At 59.6% G+C, this 17,626-nt stretch carries 15 protein-coding genes; 10 read left to right on the top strand and 5 right to left on the bottom strand.

Features of this window, described 5'->3' with window-relative positions:
* The first annotated feature begins 65 nt into the window (after positions 1-65).
* Together HYPMC_RS14540 and HYPMC_RS14535 are read left to right on the top strand one after the other, a co-directional pair.
* A complete protein-coding gene (locus tag HYPMC_RS14540; RefSeq protein WP_013948741.1) occupies positions 66-815 on the top strand; it encodes a Crp/Fnr family transcriptional regulator in 750 nt (249 codons plus the stop codon).
* Positions 816-1,024: 209 nt separating this feature from the next.
* Positions 1,025-2,161: an alpha/beta hydrolase gene (locus tag HYPMC_RS14535; RefSeq protein WP_013948740.1), complete on the top strand. Its 1,137-nt coding sequence runs from the start codon at positions 1,025-1,027 to the stop codon at positions 2,159-2,161.
* A 6-nt stretch (positions 2,162-2,167) separates the two neighbouring features.
* Here the strand turns inward: HYPMC_RS14535 and meaB are convergent, their stop codons facing one another.
* Positions 2,168-3,169: a methylmalonyl Co-A mutase-associated GTPase MeaB gene (gene meaB, locus HYPMC_RS14530; RefSeq protein ID WP_013948739.1), complete on the bottom strand. Its 1,002-nt coding sequence runs from the start codon at positions 3,167-3,169 to the stop codon at positions 2,168-2,170.
* A gap of 170 nt (positions 3,170-3,339) precedes the next feature.
* Here meaB and HYPMC_RS14525 point away from each other — a divergent pair, with 170 nt between their 5' ends.
* Positions 3,340-4,902, top strand: a complete 1,563-nt coding sequence (locus HYPMC_RS14525; protein ID WP_013948738.1) for an alpha/beta hydrolase — start codon at positions 3,340-3,342, stop codon at positions 4,900-4,902.
* A 514-nt stretch (positions 4,903-5,416) separates the two neighbouring features.
* Here the strand turns inward: HYPMC_RS14525 and HYPMC_RS14510 are convergent.
* Complete coding sequence (locus HYPMC_RS14510; RefSeq protein WP_013948736.1) at positions 5,417-6,445, bottom strand: GlxA family transcriptional regulator; 1,029 nt, start codon at positions 6,443-6,445, stop codon at positions 5,417-5,419.
* A 111-nt stretch (positions 6,446-6,556) separates the two neighbouring features.
* Between HYPMC_RS14510 and HYPMC_RS14505 the strand changes: the two genes are divergently transcribed.
* Together HYPMC_RS14505 and HYPMC_RS14500 are read left to right on the top strand one after the other, a co-directional pair.
* Entirely contained in the window at positions 6,557-7,366 is an 810-nt protein-coding gene (locus tag HYPMC_RS14505; protein ID WP_013948735.1) for an SDR family oxidoreductase, read from the top strand.
* Between the two features lie 148 nt (positions 7,367-7,514).
* The gene (locus tag HYPMC_RS14500) at positions 7,515-8,456 is read left to right on the top strand and encodes a glutaminase (protein ID WP_083832147.1); all 942 of its coding nucleotides are present in this window, start codon (positions 7,515-7,517) and stop codon (positions 8,454-8,456) included.
* A gap of 247 nt (positions 8,457-8,703) precedes the next feature.
* On the opposite strand, the gene HYPMC_RS23775 is transcribed toward HYPMC_RS14500, so the two are convergent.
* The gene (locus tag HYPMC_RS23775) at positions 8,704-8,907 is read right to left on the bottom strand and encodes a DUF2735 domain-containing protein (protein WP_013948733.1); all 204 of its coding nucleotides are present in this window, start codon (positions 8,905-8,907) and stop codon (positions 8,704-8,706) included.
* 492 nt (positions 8,908-9,399) lie between these two features.
* Between HYPMC_RS23775 and HYPMC_RS14485 the strand changes: the two genes are divergently transcribed.
* A complete protein-coding gene (locus HYPMC_RS14485) occupies positions 9,400-10,437 on the top strand; it encodes a glutamine synthetase beta-grasp domain-containing protein (RefSeq protein ID WP_013948732.1) in 1,038 nt (345 codons plus the stop codon).
* A gap of 252 nt (positions 10,438-10,689) precedes the next feature.
* On the top strand, positions 10,690-12,432 hold the full coding sequence (locus tag HYPMC_RS14475) for a cytochrome c biogenesis protein DipZ (protein ID WP_013948731.1): 1,743 nt from the start codon (positions 10,690-10,692) through the stop codon (positions 12,430-12,432).
* Positions 12,433-12,455: 23 nt separating this feature from the next.
* Here the strand turns inward: HYPMC_RS14475 and HYPMC_RS14470 are convergent, their stop codons facing one another.
* Both HYPMC_RS14470 and HYPMC_RS14465 read right to left on the bottom strand, forming a co-directional pair.
* Positions 12,456-13,004, bottom strand: coding sequence for a nuclear transport factor 2 family protein (locus tag HYPMC_RS14470; protein ID WP_157135444.1), 549 nt, complete (start codon positions 13,002-13,004; stop codon positions 12,456-12,458).
* Positions 13,005-13,081: 77 nt separating this feature from the next.
* Positions 13,082-13,984 carry a polysaccharide deacetylase family protein gene (locus tag HYPMC_RS14465; protein ID WP_013948729.1) on the bottom strand — a complete coding sequence of 301 codons (903 nt, stop codon included), beginning with the start codon at positions 13,982-13,984 and terminating at the stop codon, positions 13,082-13,084.
* A 275-nt stretch (positions 13,985-14,259) separates the two neighbouring features.
* Here HYPMC_RS14465 and HYPMC_RS23300 point away from each other — a divergent pair, with 275 nt between their 5' ends.
* The 3 genes from HYPMC_RS23300 to HYPMC_RS14445 all read left to right on the top strand — a co-directional run bounded on the left by HYPMC_RS23300 (position 14,260) and on the right by HYPMC_RS14445 (position 17,540).
* Positions 14,260-15,321, top strand: coding sequence for an SH3 domain-containing protein (locus HYPMC_RS23300; RefSeq protein ID WP_024276257.1), 1,062 nt, complete (start codon positions 14,260-14,262; stop codon positions 15,319-15,321).
* 827 nt (positions 15,322-16,148) lie between these two features.
* A complete protein-coding gene (locus HYPMC_RS14450; protein WP_013948726.1) occupies positions 16,149-16,982 on the top strand; it encodes a hypothetical protein in 834 nt (277 codons plus the stop codon).
* 90 nt (positions 16,983-17,072) lie between these two features.
* A complete protein-coding gene (locus HYPMC_RS14445; protein ID WP_013948725.1) occupies positions 17,073-17,540 on the top strand; it encodes a hypothetical protein in 468 nt (155 codons plus the stop codon).
* The last annotated feature ends 86 nt before the right edge of the window (positions 17,541-17,626 follow it).

The following is a 17,626-nucleotide window of genomic DNA, read 5'->3' as shown; positions in this document are numbered from 1 at the left end:
TTTTGCTGGCGCCGCATGGTTAACAAGTCGGCGGGACAAACATATTTGCAGTGTGGAGTTTGGGTATGCTGCGGATGGACATAGCCGGTGACGGCAACGGGGCAGGCGCCGCCAATGTCGCCGCGCTGACAATTCAAGACACTGATACCTCGGATACCTCGCTCCGAACCTTGGCCCGCAATGAGCTTTTGTTCGAGGCCGGCGATATCAAAACGAAAGTGTATCGGGTCGAGTCCGGCGCGCTGTGCATTTACCGTATCCATCCCGACCTCCGCATAGAGATCATCGAGCATGTGCTCGCTGGTGAGCTGGTCGGCATGGGCTTCCTCGACCGGCACACCGCCAACGCCCGCGCGACCGTCGACGCGACGATCCGTTGTTTCGAACGCGATGCTCTTGAAGGGCTCATTGAGGACGACCCGCACAACAAGGCGCGCTACCACGACGCCGTCGAACGCGAATTTGCTTTCCGTCGCGAAAGCTTGGCGAGCGCCGCGCGCGAACGCCCGATGGTTCGGCTGGCCGCCTTTCTTGTCGCCGTATCACATCGTATCCACGACGAAGGCGGCGATCCGAGCTTCATCGACGATACCGTCGATTGTGGCGTCATCGCCGATTTTCTCGGCCTGAGCGTCGATCTTCTCGCGCTTGCGCTGATGCAACTCGAAATGCGCGGACTAATCGAGACGGCACCGCCTCACGGCCTCCGCCTCAAGGACGTCCCGGCCCTGGAAGCCATCGCCGAGGAACGTGAGAACGTCCCGATCAAGTGGGCCGCGGCGACGGACGAAGAACTGCGCGCCACCCTTCAATAAGTGCGCGTGCTTTCCCACACAGCGCCTACGCTCCGACTAATCGAGTGGCCTGATGACGGCGTGCTGTTGGCCGACAGGCTGGCGATGCAAGTGCTTGGCCGTGCATGTTCGCGAGCCGAGCGATAAGCCTCGACGCCACCTCAGCTTCCTGGCCTTGACGCGAGGGGAAGAATGCCCGTTGTTCGTTCCCGCAATCGAAGGGAGCGATCATGAGCGGATTTCCTTTTACGGCATTGAGCAAGCCGGGAGCGATCTCGCGGCGTGGATTTCTTGGGACGTCCCTGGCGGCTGCTCTGATCCCATCGGCAGTGACAGCCGAGGAGGCGGTGACCGCGCCGGCCACTTCACCTGCTCAGCCTCCGCCCACAGCCGGTCCGCCGCCCCGCAAAATCCCTGCACGCGAGCTGCCGGTTCCCAAAACCGTGAGCCCGGAACTGCAGGCGATCATCGGCTCGCCATATCCGGTAGGCTGGGACGACATTCCCCAGGACACGACAGCCTGGAAACAACTTGCTCTCAAGAGCGCGGCGTCAGCGGCGAGCAATATCGCCGCGATCAAAGAGAAATTTTCCCTTCACGTCGAAAGCACGACGATGGCCGGCGTGCCGGTGTTCGTCATCACGCCGCCGGAAATCGCGCCGAACAACCGCAACCGCTTGCTGGTTCATATTCATGGCGGCGGCTTCGTGCTGTTTCCGGGCGAAGCTGGCGCGGGCGAGGGTATGCTGATGGCAGGCTACAGCAAATGCCGCGTCGTCTCGATCGATTACCGGATGGCGCCCGACTATCTGTTCCCGGCAGCGCTCGACGATGTAACGGCCGTCTGGCGCGTGCTGCTGGCATCGTATGAGCCAAGCAAGATGGCGATCTTTGGTACGTCGGCGGGCGGCGGGCTGACGCTGTCGACGATTTTGCGCGCGAGATCCCAGGGTTTGCCGCTGCCCGGCGCCATCGCTCCGGCAAGCCCATGCGCAGACCTGACATGGTCCGGCGACACCGTCATGGCGAACGCGTATGTCGACGGTACGCTTGTCTCGGGGGCGGGCTGGGCTCACGCGGCTACGACGCTGTATGCCGGAACGCACGATCTAACCTTTCCCGAATTGTCGCCGATCTTCGGCGATTTCCGCGGCTTTCCGCCCGCCATTCTCACATCGGGCACGCGCGATCTGATCCTGAGTGACACGGTCCGAACGCACCGCAAGCTCAGGCAGGCTGGCGTCCATGCTGTATTGCAAGTCTTCGAAGGCGAAAGCCACGCCCAGTTCCTGACGCCGTTCGTCCCGGAAACGAAGGAGGCCTTCGATGAGATCGTTGGCTTCTTCGATACGCACCTCAAAGCGTGAGAATCGTCAAAGCCCCATCATAGTCATGACTTTGTCGACGGCAAGCGTTGGCAGGAGTGTGCCGTTACGCACGGCCGCTTCAATTTTCGGAAGCTCGGCTCCGACCTGAGGATTGGCCTTGAGCGCGCCCATAAGCCGGTCTTCCAGCATGTCGCGCATCCATGACACGGCCTGAACCTGCCGCCGCTTGGCAAACTCGCCGGTCTCCGACATCGTTTTGCGATGTTCGAGAACCTTTTCCCAAAGCTCTTTAAGTCCGCGGTTGTCGCGCCCCGAAACCGTCAGCACGGGCGGAAACCACGTCGCGCCATGGGGGGTAAAAATCTGCAGCGCGTTCTTGTAGTCGCCGGCCGCGCTCTCCGCCCGTTTGACGTTGTCGCCGTCAGCCTTATTGATGGCGATCATGTCGGCAAGCTCGATAATGCCTTTCTTGATGCCTTGAAGATCGTCTCCGCCGCCTGCGAGCAGCAGCACCAAAAAGAAATCGACCATGTCGGCAACGGCGACTTCCGATTGCCCGACGCCCACCGTCTCCACGATCACCACATCGAAGCCGGCCGCTTCGACGAGCGCCATCGTTTCGCGCGTGCGCCGCGTCACGCCGCCGAGCGTGCCGGACGAGGGCGACGGACGAATGAACGCGTTTCGCTCCTGCGCCAGCGAACTCATCCGCGTTTTGTCACCCAGAATGGAGCCGCCCGAACGCTTCGACGTCGGATCAATCGCCAATACCGCCACGAGGTACCCCTCGGAGATCAGGTTCATGCCGAGCTGATCGATGGTCGTCGATTTGCCGACGCCCGGTACGCCGGTGATGCCGAGGCGAACGGCATTGCCGGTTTTCGGCAACAGCTCCTGCAGCACCTTCTGGGCGAGGCGGCCGTGCTCCGGGTTCGAACTTTCCACAAGCGTGATGGCGCGTGCCAGCATCGCCCGGTCCCCGCCAGCAATGCCCGACACATAGTCGGCAACCGAAATTCTGTGTGCTGGGAGTGTGGTAACGGCCATGGCTTAAATGCTGAATCCTGTTCGTTCACAAAGGGGACGTTGGACAAGAAAAACGACGCCGCTGCAAGCTGCGATTTCGCTCTTGGCCGTCACAATCACATGCCATAGATCCGGTTGCTTGCGGAGCCCAAGCTCCGTAGCCTTAGGCGGGGCGTTGGAGGGAGGGTAGCGTGACTTGGGTTACCGAACGCTGGCGGCGGCCGGCATCGCTCGCAAGGATCGGCCTGACGGCCATTATCGCATGCGGCCTGCTGACGGCATGTTCAGAGACCCCGAAGATCGGCAAGACCGCCGATAATCAATCACGCTCCATCGAGGAAGCGCCTGCGGGCTCGCCCGCACCTGCTGCACCTCCTGCGCCGGAGGCGAGCGCGCCTAAGCCAGCGGCTCCCGAACAATCCGACGCGCAAGAGCAAAGCCAAGCCTCGAGCGGCAGCGACGAGAAGCCCGGAACTTACCATTATTATCGCAAGAAGAAGGCTGCCGCGCCGGATGAGGATGCCGATACCGCAGCTGAGCCGCCATCGTCCGAACCTTCACCTGCCGGCGCTGCTCGGACACCCGAGGAAGAATCTGCCGGAGCCGCTCCCACCGCTTCGCCGTCTCCAGCACCGCCGCCGCCACCACCCGTCGTTGCGATGCCGCCGCCAGCTGCACCGGGCGCCGCCGGTCGCGCTGCCGTCGAGACCGATCCGAACAAGAAATATAAAGTCGTTCCGGTTTTCTACGGCACCGATCGCGCGGTTGAGCCCGATCCGACGCGCCTTCAATTCAGTTCCGATCGCGGACACAAGTTGCAGCTTGGCCGCGCGCTCATCACCGTGCCGTTCAGCCACGAGGTCCCGCACATCGAGCGGCCACGCGTGATCGAGATTCCGTATTTCAAAATCAAGATCTACGCCGAGAAGGAAGATCCCGATAAGCACTTCACCGTGCAGGAGATCACCAGTCTGACGGAAGATCAGATGCTGGCGCTCGTGAAGGAACAACTGGCGAAATCATCGACGTTCAAGAACCACGCTTTTGTTTTTATTCACGGGTTCAATACGTCATTCGATTGCGCTCTCTACCGGACGGCGCAGATTGCTTACGACTTGGGTTTCGATGGTGTGCCGTTCCTCTATAGCTGGCCGTCCGGTGGCAACGTCGCCAGCTATACGTATGATCACGGCAGCGTCGAGCAGGCCGAGCCGATGCTCGCCGAATTCCTCGACATGGTTATCCAGAAGAGCGGCGCAAAGTCGATCAGCCTCATCGCGCATTCGATGGGCAACGAACTGCTGTTGCGCGTGCTTGAACGGCTGCGGCCGAAAATTCCGCAGGGCGTCGTCATCAGCCAAGTCATTCTTGCGGCGCCCGACGTCGATCGGGACAAGTTCAACATCATCGCGCGCGAGATCACTGACTTCGCCAAAGGCGTAACGCTCTACGCCGCGTCGAACGATCGGGCGCTTGGATATTCTCAACGGTTCTGGGGCGGTGTCCCTCGCGCAGGTGATGTTCCGAAAGACGGTCCGTTGATCATTCCCGGCGTCGACACGATCGACGTAACGGCCGTCTCGACCGATGCGCTGGGACTCAATCATTCGGGCTACGCCGAGAACCCGGCGCTTCTCGATGACGTTAAGGCGCTTGTTGAATTTGGTGTCCGCCCGCCGGACAAACGCTTGAAGAGCATTCTTGCTGTGGAAAGTCCGGGCGGAATGTATTGGCGCTTTCAGGCGACCAACTGACGGCGAACGTCGCGATGTTCGCTTGATAAGCTTGGCGGCTACGCCGATTTGGCGCCCGCATCCCCTCCGGGCTGTGCATTTCCCGTGCTCGCCCCCGGTTGCTTGCCGTGCTCGCCGTCATCGTGATGGTGGCGATCTTTGATTGTCAGTCCGTAATACAACAACATGCAAAAAATGATTGGCGCTGCAATTACTGAAAGGACGAGCAGGACGTCGCTCAGATATCCATCCACGGGTCATACTCCGGCAAGATTGCATATCAACGGAGAAGCCGATCCAAAGTTCCAGGATTGGGGACTAAGGACTATCCTTCCAAAGACTTACATCACGGCGTTTGCGGCCTGCGCATCGTGGAAAAAAACCGCTCAGGCCTCGTCTTCGTGGCATATGCCACGAATGTAAATTTCGTTCAGAAAATACGAATTGAGAAAGTCTTTGGCTTGTCCGGAACGTCTGTATTCTTGACACGGTCAGGAAAACTGCGGCGACCGCCACCGATGGTTCCGGCAATCGTCTAGCAAGCCGAAGCTGTGCCGCGCGACGCATGCTTTTTCGTGACGGACGGCTTATCGGCACGCCGCGCATTGCCGGATTGTCCACGCAGATGCTCGGTCTCCTGTCGGACGCTGCGACGGATGGCCTGTGGCGGCTGGCCCAGTACGCGAAGAAACGCCCGGCGCATCCGGCCGCGATCGGCAAAGCCTGTCTGTCGCGCAACGACGTCGATCGAATGTCGTGACTGTTCCATCAAAATGCGGGCCGCCTCCACGCGAAGCGACTCGATTGCCTTTGCGGGAGATTGCCCCGTCTCGTCGCGAAAGGCGCGCGAGAATTGCCGCGGGCTTAAATGCGCAGCTCCGGCGAGATCCGTGACAGTGAGTGGCCGATGCAAGTTTTTCTTCGCGTAGTTGAGCGCCGTTTGAATGCGGTCGGACTTCGGCTCCAGCTCCAAAAGCTCGGAGAATTGCGATTGTCCGCCAGACCGGCGATGATAGAGCACGAGCTTCCGCGCCACTGAGCGCGCGGTCTCCGCGCCGAGATCGGCTTCCACCAATGCCAGCGCGAGATCGATACCCGCGCTCATGCCCGCCGACGTCCAGATCTTGCCGTCGTTGATGAAAATGCGATCCTCGTCGACGAGGGCCGTTGGACATTTCTCCTGAAGTGTCCGCGCGAAGAGCCAGTGGGTCGTCACTCGTTTACCGTCGAGCAGTCCCGCATCGCCAAGGACGAGCGCCCCCGTGCAGGTCGCTGCTACGCGCCGGAAGCGGCGCTGTGCTGACTGAAGATACTTGATCATGGCCGGCGACGCCGGCTTCGGCTCGTTCGCGCCGTCAACGATAAGTGTATCTATCGCGATCCCGCCGATCCGCTTCGTATCCAAGACGAGACCCGGCGAGGTTTTGATCAGCCCGCCATTCTCCGACAGGAATAGCATTTCGTAGACGTTCTCGCCGCGCACGACGTTAGCGACCTCGAAGACCGCCGAAGTGGCAAGCCCCATGAGCGAGCAGTTTGGATAAACGACAAATCCGATGCGCATGACGATGCCTCATGACGACGATGGCTTAAAACGCCTCATATATGACGTTTGAGACACGGCAATGCAAGCCTACCTATCAGCCATCGCATCCAGATAAAACGGAGATTTGTTATGAGCGCATCGCAAGGCACGGCCGTCGTCACCGGCGCATCAAGCGGCATCGGCGCGATTTACGCCGACCGTCTCGCAAAAAGGGGCTACAATTTGATCCTCGTCGCCCGCAACGAGGAACGTTTGAAAGACGTAGCGGCACGGATCTCCGGCACGACCGGTCGTTCGGTCACGATCCTTCCAGCAGATCTGAACGACAAGGCGTCGCTGGCCAAGGTCGAAAGCGTGCTGAAGGAAAATCCGGCCATTACGATGCTCGTCAACAACGCGGGCTTCGGTTCCGCCGTTCCGCTTCTTCAGTCCGACATCGGCAAGATGGTGGAGATGATCGATCTCAATGTCACGGCGCTGACGCGCCTCGCGTATGCCGCTGCTCCCGCCTTCGTGTCGCGCGGCAAGGGGACGATCATCAACATCTCGTCTGTTGTTGGCATCGCGCCGGAACTGCTCAATGGCGTCTACGGTGGCTCGAAGGCTTACGTGCTAGCCTTCTCTCAATCGCTCCAGCACGAACTGGCCGACAAGGGTGTGCGCATCCAGGCCGTGCTGCCGGGCGCGACAGCCACCGAGTTCTGGGACATCGCTGGCTTTCCACACTCGAACATGCCGACATCGTGGGTGATGTCGGCCGAGGACATGGTCGATGCCGCCCTCGCGGGTCTCGACAGCGGCGAGGTCGTGACGATCCCGGCGTTGCAGGACGCTGCCGATTGGGAGACTTACGAGGCGGCTCGCAAAGCGATGTCCGGCAAACTCAGCAACGTCAATCCGGCGCCACGCTACGGCATCAAAGCGGCGCAACCAGCCTGAAGCGATCGACGCACTCCGTTTAATGGATACGCCGCGCGCCGCGTGCGCGCGGCGCTTCACCGCGCCGCGTCGATTGCCGAGCACCGCTCCGGAACTTGTGCGATTTGACGGCTGCCCGCTAGAAGGTGAGCAGTTCGCAATTGGCATGATGGGAAGTTCGGTGGGCAAACTTCAGACGGCGGTCGAAGAGATAGTCGACGAGATGCGTGGCATGTCTGAGCGCGGCACGGTCGCCTCGTACATTCCCGAGCTTGCCTGCGTCGATACCAAGTACTTCGGCATCGCCGTGATCGAAGCGGACGGCAACGTCATTGTCGGCGGCGACGGCGACGTGCCGTTTTCAATTCAAAGCATCTCGAAGGTCTTCACGCTGACGCTGGCGCTGGGCAAGGTCGGAAACCGGCTCTGGACGCGTGTCGGTCGCGAGCCGTCCGGCAGCCCTTTCAATTCGATTGTCCAGCTCGAACGCGAGCAGGGGATCCCGCGCAATCCCTTCATCAACGCCGGCGCCATCGCCGTGACGGATTTGATTCTGTCCGGTCACCAGCCACGCGAAGCCCTGGGTGAAATCTTGCGGTTTATGCAATTTTTAGCCGACGATCCGACCGTTACGATCGACCAAGAAGTTGCCGCCTCTGAGCATCGAACCGGCTTCCGCAACGCCGCTCTCGCCAATTATATGAAATCTTTCGGCGTTCTCGATAATCCGGTGGATTTTACTCTAGGTGTCTATTTTCACCACTGCGCCATCGCCATGTCGTGCCGCCAGTTAGCCATGGCGGGGCGCTTTCTTGCACAAAATGGCAGCAATCCCTCAACCGGCCTTGCCGTTGTGCAACCGGAACGGGCGCGTCGGATCAACGCGCTCATGCTGACGTGTGGCCACTACGATGGCTCCGGGGAGTTCGCCTATCGCGTGGGGCTGCCGGGCAAGAGCGGTGTCGGTGGCGGCATCCTGGCGGTCGCGCCCGGCAAGGCGTCGATTGCCGTCTGGTCGCCAGGATTGGACACCACGGGCAATTCTCGACTGGGCCAGATCGCGCTCGAAAAGCTCGCCAAGAAAATGGGCTGGTCGATTTTCGGCGCTTGAATGCGATGTCGTCTGGAGGAGGTTAACCGGTTAGCGGAGACGAAGCCACGCGAAAAATATCCCGAACATCGCGTTGAGACGCTCAGCAAAGAAATCGCTTTTGATCCAATGGAAGTTCAATCGAGCTAATAGAAGTTCAATGAAGCGGCTGAAATTCATCCGTTTCGCGCAAAAGGTTCGAGCCAACCCTTCGCGCGATCATTCAGCGGACATCTCGTCGACTTTCGGAATGGACGAGCACAAAAGCTCAGCTCCAACGCACCACTCGGGCGTCTTCCTCGACGGCTTCTTCGTGATACCAGCAATCGCTGAAACCGACTTTGCGAAAATGCCATGCCGGCAAGATTGCTGCGCCAGACTTAACTAGGCGTTCCTGACCATGCAGGGCCGCACGTCCGCCCTTCGGGAATTGATAAATTTTAGCAGTCGGACGTAATTGCCTTTCTTCCATTTTAGCCTCTCGTTTCGTTTCGCCGGGTACCAAAGATGACCGGCTCGTCCTTCATGATGGCCCGATTTTCCTGATGCCTCAATTGAAATCAGCAATTGCCTATATTATGAGCATGCCAGGTTTTGCATCTTTCGGTAGCATTGCCAGCGCTGTTGAACGCACGTAGTCATCGTTGTGTTCCGCCGCAAGCCTTGGCTCCGATGGCCATGCTTCATTTGAGGAGGTTCGATGCTGACTGACGATTCCCAGGTCGAGAGCGACTGCCTCTTCGCCGGGAATGTGTCTGGAGGCATGTTCGAAGCCGCTGTTAACGTTGCCCGACGGCGTGATGGCGGCTTCACCATGGATATCTCAATGAGCGCCATGTTCCATCGACGCTGGTGCGCGTACGTCGCGCCCAACGCGCCTTCGGGTTCGCGCAGCCAGCCCTGCGATCGGCGGCCGCGCATCCAATAGGAATTCCACAGACGTCAACTTAGGGAGCTGTCCAGAATGACGAAGTACAAACTTGAGTATATTTGGCTCGATGGCTACACGCCCGTGCCCAACCTGCGCGGCAAGACACAGATCAAGGAATACAGCTCGTTCCCTGATCTCGCCGATCTCCCGCTGTGGGGCTTCGACGGTTCCTCCACGAAGCAGGCTGAGGGCTCGAGCTCTGACTGCGTTCTGAAGCCGGTTGCTCATTATCCCGATCCGGCGCGCACCAACGGCGTACTGGTCATGTGCGAAGTCATGATGCCCGACGGCGTCACGCCGCACGTTTCCAACAAGCGCGCGACCATTCTGGACGATTCCGGCGCATGGTTTGGCTTCGAGCAGGAATACTTCTTCTACAAGAACGGCCGTCCGCTCGGCTTCCCGGCTGAAGGCTATCCGGCCCCGCAGGGCGAGTATTACACCGGCGTCGGCTACAAGAACGTCGGTGACGTTGCCCGCTCGATCGTCGAAGAACACCTTGATCTCTGCTTGGCTGCCGGCATCAACCACGAAGGCATCAACGCCGAAGTGGCGAAAGGCCAGTGGGAATTCCAGATCTTCGGTAAGGGCTCCAAGAAGGCTGCCGACGAGATGTGGATGGCGCGCTACCTGCTTCTCCGTCTCACGGAAAAGTATGGCGTCGACATCGAGTTCCATTGCAAGCCGCTCGGCGACACCGACTGGAATGGATCGGGCATGCACTGCAACTTCTCGACCGAGTACATGCGCACGGTCGGCGGCAAGGATTATTTCGAAGCGCTGATGAAGGCCTTCGACAAGAACCTGATGGACCACATCAACGTCTACGGCCCGGACAACGACAAGCGTCTGACCGGCAAGCACGAGACCGCGCCGTGGAACAAGTTCAGCTACGGCGTTGCCGACCGCGGCGCTTCGATCCGTGTTCCGCACTCGTTCGTGAAGAACAACTACAAGGGCTACCTTGAAGATCGCCGCCCGAACTCGCAGGGCGACCCATACGCGATCGCGTCCCAGGTTCTGAAGACGATCTCGGAAGTGCCGGCCGGCGCTGCCGCGAAGGCTGCCTAACGCATTATCGTGGCGCCGGCTCTTGCAGTCGGCGCCACGAGTCTATCTGGGACGAGGCGCCCCTTCTGGCCCAGGCGCTCAAACACCATTTTGCGCTGCGCATTCACGTCTCGGACCGCCTCTATTTGGGCGAATACCCGCGCCGCGTGAACATTGTAACGTCCGATCTCGACGCCACGTACTGATGAGCAACGGCCATAGCTTTCGATTGAGAGCTGGCTCATGACAGTTCGTTCACGATAGAGACCGGAAATGCTTCTGCTCCTCCTCGCATACGTCGGCGGCGTTCTCACCATCGTCAGTCCGTGCATTTTGCCCGTGCTGCCATTCGTCTTCGCGCGAGCCGATAAGCCGTTCCTGCAAAGCGGCTTGCCGACTCTCATTGGCATGGCGGCGACGTTCGCTGTTGTTGCGACGCTGGCGGCTGTCGGCGGCGGTTGGGCCGTTGCCGCCAACGAATATGGCCGCTATGCCGCGCTTGTTCTGGTCGCGCTCTTCGGTCTCGCGCTCATCTTTCCCGGCCTTTCCGAACGTCTCACCCAACCGCTCGTCGCACTTGGTGACCGGCTCTCGAAACGCGCTGACAGCGCTGCAGCCGGCCACGCCGCGTTCTGGCCGTCGCTGCTGCTCGGTGTCGCTATCGGCTTGCTGTGGGCGCCCTGCGCCGGTCCCGTGCTCGGTCTCATCCTGACAGGTGCTGCACTTAACGGTGCAAGCGCAACGACGACGTTGCTGCTGCTCGCCTATGCGGCAGGCGCAGCGACATCGCTCGCTCTAGCACTGCTGGCAGGTGGACGTGTGTTCGCAGCCATGAAGCGCTCGCTTGGCGTCGGCGAGTGGGTGCGCCGCGGCGTCGGCGTCCTCGTCTTGGTCGCGGCAGGCGCAATTGCTATGGGCGCCGACACCGGCGTTCTCACCCGTCTGTCGCTTGCGAGCACGTCCTCTCTCGAACAGCGTCTGGTCGATATGTTCGGCGGCCGCTCCATGATGCCGAACGCTGAAACCGCCGTCGCGTCGAACGACAAGGGTGAGCTTCCCATCGAAGGCAAGATGCCCTCAATCGATGGTGCCGTCGAATGGCTCAACTCTCCGCCGCTGACGCGCGAAGCCCTCAAAGGAAAAGTCGTACTGGTCGACTTTTGGACCTACTCGTGCATCAACTGCTTGCGCGCGCTACCTTATGTCGAAGCCTGGGCAAAGAAGTATAAGGACGAAGGTTTGGTCGTCGTCGGCGTGCACGCGCCAGAGTTTGCCTTCGAGAAGAAGATCGCGAACGTCAAGCAGGCAGTCTCGGATCTCGGTATCACGTACCCGGTCGCGATCGACAATAACTACGCGATCTGGCGCGCCTTCAATAACGAGTATTGGCCCGCGCACTACTTTATCGACGCCAATGGCAACATCCGTCACCATCACTTCGGCGAAGGCGACTATGACGGTTCCGAGCGTGTCATTCAGAAACTACTTGCGGAAGCGGGACACAAGAATGTCTCGACCGGCATCGTCTCGGTCGATGGTTCGGGCATCGAGGCGCAGCCCTCCGACACGGTGAAATCCCCCGAGACGTATGTCGGTTACCGTCGCGCGGAAAACTTTGTCTCGCCGGGCGGCGCTGTTCGCGACGCGTCTCACGATTATACCGGCAAGCCCGACGAGCTGAACGATTGGGCGCTGAACGGCAACTGGACGATCACGCCTGAGCACGCCGCGCTGAATGCGGCAGGTGGCAGCATCAGCTTTCGGTTCCATGCGCGTGACCTGCACCTCGTTTTGGGACCAGGGCCGGATGGCAAACCCGTGCGCTTCAAAGTCACCGTCGACGGTAAGGCGCCGGATGCCAGTCATGGCGCAGACACTGACGCGAGCGGCGATGGCACGGTCACCTCGCAGCGGCTCTATCAGCTTGTACGTCAATCGGGAACGATCTCAGATCGCACTTTCAAGATCGAGTTTCTCGATCCCGGCGTGCAGGCTTTCGCCTTCACGTTCGGCTGATAGCCGCCGCGACGGCAGATCTATCAGACGGATTCTGTTTTCTGCTGTGGATGCTCCAGAGTGGCTCCCACAAATCGCCAGAACGCAGCCAATCTTGCAGCATCGTGGAAGTCTTGAATTTCCGCGATGAGAAATCCCCGGAAACGGATGATTTGCCGAAGTCGGGTTGTCAAAACGACGCCCGTTTCCCGATGTTGCATATCGACCAGCAGTCGCGTGCGGACCAGGCCGTTGTCCCAGCGAAGGTATTCGATCTGCGATCTGCTTTCGACTTGTTCCATCGCAGTGAGATAGCGGTGGCGGACGTTTTCCTTTCCCTGAATCGTCACGGATTCCCCTTTGGGGCCACCGGTATTCGTAGTGTAGATGATGTCTTCTACGTATTTATCCAGCACGCCTTCGACGCTTCCGGAGTTCCATGCCTCCTGCGCGGATTCCAATATCGCTCTGATGATCTCGATATTGATGGGAAAAAGATCTCTGCCAATTCTTGACACGTCTAGCGCAACGTCCAAACGCGGTGCTGCATTGTCAACAAAATGTAAATTCGCTCGGATCGACAACCGGCGCAAGCCCAATCTTGCTTAGGGCGCTATATGCAGCTCATGCGTGCTAGATCATGCATTCTCGTAGAATATCGCTATCACCGCTAGTCGACGGCGGCCGATTTCCGTCGAAGCGAGGCCCTTCGAGCGTGTGAAGAATATTTTGTATAAGCCTTGCGCTTGATCTTTCGCGAGCTGCGCTTGGTGACCGGCTTCGGCGCCGGCGGCAATACGTCGGCGATGACCTGCACTGGCGCCTTGGCTTTGAGCTGAACGACCTTGTAGCCCCCGGCCTTCAGCTTTGCGAGCAGTTGTGGAACGGCGTCGGCCGTCCACTTATGAATGTCATGCATCAGGATGATGCCGCGACCGCGCGCCTTGAGCCCCGCCATCACACGCGCAATAACTGGAGCCGAACTCCGCACACGCCAGTCGTTCGAATCGACGTCAACCGCGAACTGCGCAATGTTGCGGCTCTTGAAATAGTCTTCCGACAGCTTGCTGCTGCTGAGATAAGGATAGCGGAAAAACGGCGCGACCGGTTCTGGGCTGTTCTTCTGCACGATATCGAAAGTCGCTTCGACTTCCTGTTTGATCTCGGGAAGCGTCAGACGCGCGACGTTGGGATGAGACCAGGTATGCGTCCCGATCGTGTGTCCCTGTTCGGCGACTTCTTTGACGACCTCCGGATGGAGGGCCACCATCTCACCAACCATGAAGAACGTCGCCTTGGTGCACTCCTTGGCGAGAGCGGCCAAAACCTTGCGCGTGTCCTGCGGCGAGGGGCCGTCGTCGAAGGTCAGTACGACTTCGCCCGGCGCGAGAAATTTCGGATCCCCATGCGGCTCCCCAAACCACGGGCCGCCCGTGGTATCCACTTCGATCGTTCGCGACACTCCGAGCGTCCCTTTCGGGCACGTGTCCTCGGCGCGCGCCGCGGTGGGCATCTGCAGGCCTGCTGTCATTACGGCCGACATCACAAAGCTTAGCTTCCAAATCAGCCGCATGTCGCCCACCCCCAAAGGGCCATGAAATCAAAGCAGGTAGAGGTCCAGAAACGACCATCGTGAGCGAGACTTCTGCTCAGCCTGAGATGGTTCGTCAATACAACACGTCGTGGCAATAGCGCATACATCTTAGGCTGCCCGACGAGTGTCCTGGCATGAGTCAGGACACCGCACCCGGCATTGGTCGTATAGGCACGTTCATTTACCCGGCCGCAATCGAATCTCTGCCACACTTAGCTAGCAAAGTCTTTAACTCGACCCGTGCAGGAGCTGATGTGCGTAAATTCGTTCTGTTGCTTGGCTGTTTTGCTGCAAGCCCCGTTGCGGCTGGCGAGGTCCAGCTCACGGGCGAAGCCATCAAAACGACGCTTGGCGGATCGCATTTGGCACTCGATACACCTGTCGGGAGCACGGTTTCTGTTCACATCGGCCACGATGGCCTGATGTCGGGCGAGGCAGGCACCGCCCTGGGCGCGGTACTGGGTGCCTCCAAGGATCGTGGCCGCTGGTGGGTCACCGAAAATAAAGTTTGCTTCAAATGGTTTCGCTGGTTTGACGCCGAGCAGCGGTGCGCCACGATCACTTTGAACGGCGACCGGTTCACCTGGCGGAAGGACAACGGCGACACCGGGACCGGAACCATCGTCGAACGCGGCACGCCTGTCGCCAAGCCTGCCACGATCGTTGCCGAGGCAAAGAAGCCGGCGGCTCCGGTACGCAAGCGGGTGGACAAGAAGTCCGAGGTTGAGGTGGCTGCGAATGAGCCGGACGCGAAGCCTTCGCCGCTCCAGGCTTCCACACCCACGGCCGAGGCCAAGCCTCGCGCTTCCGAGCAAGCTGCTCATTCCAACATGTCGACAGTGGCTGTAGCTGCTGCTGCGCCGAAACACATTGGCGCCGCGACGACGACCGTCGCCTTCCATGTTCCCGCACCGCGTCCGGCAGTCCGGCCGCAACATCACGATCCCGTCGCCGTCGCATCGGTGAAGCCGCAGTTTTTTACGTCGGTCAAGGTCGCCGCCAAGACCCATCGCGCAAAAGTCGAAGTCGCGAAGATCCAAGCCCCGCGCGCTGATCGGAAGCCGTTTCGCGTTGCTGGTGTCGATCCGAGCGACGTTCTCAACATTCGCACCGGTCCATCATCTGACTACCAGTCCGTCGGCGGCATTGCGCCCAACAGCCGTGGCATCACCATCACCGGGCCATGCCAGAACGACTGGTGCCCCGTGAAACACCAGACGCTCGTAGGCTGGGTCAATCGCCGCTACCTCACCGAAGAGACCGCTGCAAACACCGCTGCGGTTTCGGAGCCGAATTACTGGGATCCGGCTCCCTGACGCGCTTCAGCCGCGCTTCCTGACAGAAAAGCTTTCACCGTTCCGCTGCTAGGCGGTCGATGGCGTTTTGCGTTTGGACGTCGTGCCTCAAAACCTTGCTGAGAAATGCTGCCGCTAGCGCGTGCGGCTGACGGCGCGCCACTCGCACATCGTCGCGAGAAGCACTGAAACAAACAGGCCGCCAAACCTCGTATAGCGAGGCGCCAGTGCTCATTCGCGCAGCGACGGCCGCCACGCGATTGGTTGGCAGATTTTGCGCTTCATGCTCCGAGCGGGGCAATAACATCGGATCACAATTGATTGCGAATTGCGGTTCAATGTGATCCGGATGTTTGCTGGTGCCGGAATAGGTGATTGGTATTAAGGCTCATGGGCATATGCCGTGAGATATATTTCTTCGTATATCCGGCAATTGATTTTCTTCTGCAGAATAAACGGTGCTGCCGAATAGATAAAACACGCGTGTTTTATATTTGTGAAATATCGGACACATAAAAACTATTGTTTTCCAGTCTGTTAGTGAGTTTTGAAGGATTCAAAATGGCATGTGGAATGCAGAGCGCTTTGCTGCTTTTCTTATATGGTTGTGCGAGTCAAATAAGAATTATTGCGTCAAATATAATGTGCTGAATTCATTGAATATCGATGCGAAATAAAAAGGGAAAATAATCTGAATTAGGCCCTGGAATTGAGCGGACTGAATGCCACCTAACAGACGCCGTCGGAGTGGCGGCCCGTGTCGCAAGACACGTCTCCAAGAGGCGCACCAAAGTCGTGGTGTGGCTCCGTTCATCGATGGTCATGCATCGCTCGAGGAGTACCTGACTATGATTCACAGCGATAACCTCCAGAACGCCTTTCAACAGAACCCCAACAGCTACTATGGCGGCTGGAACCCGAACCCCGCGCAGGCCTGGGGACAGGCATGGGGTGCACAGGCTTTCGCCCAGCCTCAGCACGCCTGGAACGCCGGATTAGGGCAGTCGGCCTTCGGCTATGGTCCGAACTTCGGCGGCCAGAATTTCGGTGGTCAGTTCGGCGGCCAGCGGCAGCTGTCTCATCACGACGTCGGTGAGGTCGTTCGCCAGCTTATGCCGATCCTGCCGCAGGTCATCGCTCAGGCCCAGCAGTCACAGGCTGCGTTCGGTCAGGGCGGTTACGGCGCTGGGTTCGGAGCAGCTTATGGCGGAGCTACGCGCAATCTTTCGCAGCAGGATGTGAATGAGGTGGTTCGCCAGATACTGCCTGTCATCCCCCAGATCGTTGGCCTCCTGCAGCAACAGGGCCAGCAGGGGTCTTATGCTAACGCCGTCTACGGCGGCGGCCAGGGTCTCAATAACCTCGGCTGGGGCAACCAAGGCTGGAATAACCAGGGTTGGAACAATCCGGGTCAGCACAATCAGGGTGCCTACGGCTACGGCAATCAGAACCCGTATCAGTTGTCGCTCTTCGGTCAGAACCAGCCGAACGCCTTCGGATCGTTCGGCGGCAATCAGGGCCACGCCGCCTTTGGCGGCAACCAGGGCATGGGCCAGCAGCGTCAGCTGAACCAGGTCGAAGTCGGCGAGATCGTCCGTCAGTTGACGGCCGCCCTTCCGCAGGTGATCGCGAACCTCCAGGCGATCAATCAGCAGCCGAACATGCAGCGCGGCGCCTGCTGACGCCCGCATTCGCTCTCCCCAAGCCAACCGGAAGCGCCGCCCTTTCATGGGTGGCGCTTTCTTCCCCATTTCAAGAGGTGAGGATCACCCATGTCGAACGAGTCTCAGCGCTCCGATCAGGGCGGCAGATCGCAGGATACGCACGCAGATACGCAAGCCCTCATCGGGCTGCTCGAAAATCTCGTGCCATTATTGATGCGCTTTCAGTCTGATGCTTTCGGTCAGCAAGGTCCGTTGCATCTTGCTGGCGGTAACGCCGCGCAACTTGAGCAACAAGCCGCCGTTGCCTTCACGGAAGATATCATCCTCGACTCTCTCCGAAACGTCTCGGCGTATCTTCAGCGAAACGCCAGCCGCTATCCCGGCCTGGATACCTATAGCGGTGTCGTCGAGCAGGCGCGGCGGGCGTTCGATGCGCGCGATTATCAGTCGGCGTTTGCTCTGATCCTGCAGGCGTATCGTGCGATCACTGTCGTTCGCTCCATTCGTCCCGAACTGCCGCCCATCCGTGAGAGGGCACAGAACGAGCAAAACGGATCGGGCCGAGCCATGCACTGAGTGCGCGAGACGAGACGGCTGAGCTGAGGCTTTGTCAACGGACGCGCCGCGCGATTCGTCCGCGCGCGTTCGCGCTGCTTGTCTGC

The organism is Hyphomicrobium sp. MC1, from assembly GCF_000253295.1.
In the GTDB taxonomy this organism is placed as follows: Bacteria; Pseudomonadota; Alphaproteobacteria; order Rhizobiales; family Hyphomicrobiaceae; genus Hyphomicrobium_B.
This window is presented reverse-complemented; position numbering and strand designations above follow the sequence as displayed.

Excerpts from the sequence above, each read along its gene's own strand:
- HYPMC_RS14540 (WP_013948741.1), top strand. The coding sequence starts at position 66 with ATGCTGCGGATGGACATAGCCGGTGACGGCAACGGGGCAGGCGCCGCC.
- HYPMC_RS14535 (WP_013948740.1), top strand. The coding sequence starts at position 1,025 with ATGAGCGGATTTCCTTTTACGGCATTGAGCAAGCCGGGAGCGATCTCG.
- meaB (WP_013948739.1), bottom strand. The coding sequence starts at position 3,169 with ATGGCCGTTACCACACTCCCAGCACACAGAATTTCGGTTGCCGACTAT.
- HYPMC_RS14510 (WP_013948736.1), bottom strand. The coding sequence starts at position 6,445 with ATGCGCATCGGATTTGTCGTTTATCCAAACTGCTCGCTCATGGGGCTT.
- HYPMC_RS14505 (WP_013948735.1), top strand. The coding sequence starts at position 6,557 with ATGAGCGCATCGCAAGGCACGGCCGTCGTCACCGGCGCATCAAGCGGC.
- HYPMC_RS14500 (WP_083832147.1), top strand. The coding sequence starts at position 7,515 with ATGGGAAGTTCGGTGGGCAAACTTCAGACGGCGGTCGAAGAGATAGTC.
- HYPMC_RS23775 (WP_013948733.1), bottom strand. The coding sequence starts at position 8,907 with ATGGAAGAAAGGCAATTACGTCCGACTGCTAAAATTTATCAATTCCCG.
- HYPMC_RS14485 (WP_013948732.1), top strand. The coding sequence starts at position 9,400 with ATGACGAAGTACAAACTTGAGTATATTTGGCTCGATGGCTACACGCCC.
- HYPMC_RS14475 (WP_013948731.1), top strand. The coding sequence starts at position 10,690 with ATGCTTCTGCTCCTCCTCGCATACGTCGGCGGCGTTCTCACCATCGTC.
- HYPMC_RS14465 (WP_013948729.1), bottom strand. The coding sequence starts at position 13,984 with ATGCGGCTGATTTGGAAGCTAAGCTTTGTGATGTCGGCCGTAATGACA.
- HYPMC_RS14450 (WP_013948726.1), top strand. The coding sequence starts at position 16,149 with ATGATTCACAGCGATAACCTCCAGAACGCCTTTCAACAGAACCCCAAC.
- HYPMC_RS14445 (WP_013948725.1), top strand. The coding sequence starts at position 17,073 with ATGTCGAACGAGTCTCAGCGCTCCGATCAGGGCGGCAGATCGCAGGAT.